This window comes from Flavonifractor sp. DFI.6.63 (genome assembly GCF_024462255.1).
GTDB classification, from domain to species: domain Bacteria; phylum Bacillota; class Clostridia; order Oscillospirales; family Oscillospiraceae; genus Lawsonibacter_A; species Lawsonibacter_A hominis.
The window spans coordinates 1-1,300 of the sequence record NZ_JANGBE010000074.1; the positions used below are offsets into that span (position 1 = coordinate 1).

Annotated in this window: 1 pseudogene; it reads left to right on the forward strand. The window is 46.5% G+C overall.

What is annotated here, in order from left to right:
• Positions 1–432: 432 nt before the first annotated feature.
• A pseudogene (locus tag NE547_RS17890) lies at positions 433–1,167 on the forward strand (IS5 family transposase); the annotation flags it as partial.
• Positions 1,168–1,300 lie beyond the last annotated feature (133 nt).

The window sequence follows — 1,300 nt, forward strand, 5'->3', positions numbered from 1 at the left end:
AGTGGTTTCGCAGAATCGCCACCAGATATGACAAGTCGGATGCTTCCTTCCTGGCCTTTGTGTATCTTGCCTCCATCGCTGTTTTGTTGCTTTAGCACAATCTCCACCTTTTTTCAAACAAACCCTAATGTCATTTTAAAGAAATCGCTACTTTAAAAATATTTTACGCCCTTTCGCTGCTACTATTCGCAAGATCAAAACTATAATTACAACTTTTCGGAATTCGTCATAACTCACAACAACTCGACGTTTGTAACAAAAAGCTCCCGCCGTCCAGAGCATTGAAGTTTCAGCTCTGGGATGGTCGGGGGTTATTTTATGCTTTATAAGAAGTCATTTTTTGCGAAGAATTATAGACTTTTATATGGTAATCCCCTTTGACCAGGTTCAATCCTTAACACTACCAATGTAATATAATACATGGATAAACAAATGAGTCTGTCAGCCCTGGGCGATGAGCTTGCTCAAGTGCGTACTACGAGAAAAGAGTTTCTCGCAAAAATTGACCGCATCGTTCCGTAGGGAGAACGGATACAACTGATTCGTCCATGCTATTATAAGGGGGAGCGCGACAACAAGCTCTACGACCTGGAACGAATGCTTCGCATCTACCTGGTTCAGAATCTGTATAATCTTTCGGACATGGCGACTGTTTCTGAAGTGATCGACAGCCGCGCCTTTTCCGATTTCTGTGGTGTTGAATCCAGTAACCAGGTTCCGGATGGAGACATATTGGGGCGCTTTCGAAATCTGTTGATTGAAAACAATCTGCAGCAGCGTCTGTTCGCGCAGGTCGTGGCTCTTCTGACCGAACGCAACCTCATTCTCTAACAGGGGACGATTGGGGATTCTACTTTTATTGAGTCACCATCCCCAACCAGGAACAAGGAGAAAAAACGGGATCCGGATGCCCATTCTGCCAAGAAGGGTAGCACATGGTACTTTGGCTACAAGGCACATGTAGGCGTTGACCACGAGAGCGGGCTTGTGCACACGCTGGAAGTAACAGCTGTCAACGAGCATGACGTCTGCATGACGGCCAATCTTCTGACTGGCGAGGAGCAGGTCATCTATGGTGACAGCCACCCTTCCCAGAGCAAGCGCAATTCCACCGGTTCCAAGGCACAGATCAAGCGTAGGGAACATGAAAAGTCGCCCATTCGAGCCTAGGGCTTGTTTGAAAAAAGGTGGAGATTGTGCTAAAGCAACAAAACAGCGATGGAGGCAAGATACACAAAGGCCAGGAAGGAAGCATCCGACTTGTCATATCTGGTGGCGATTCTGCGAAACCACTTGATTT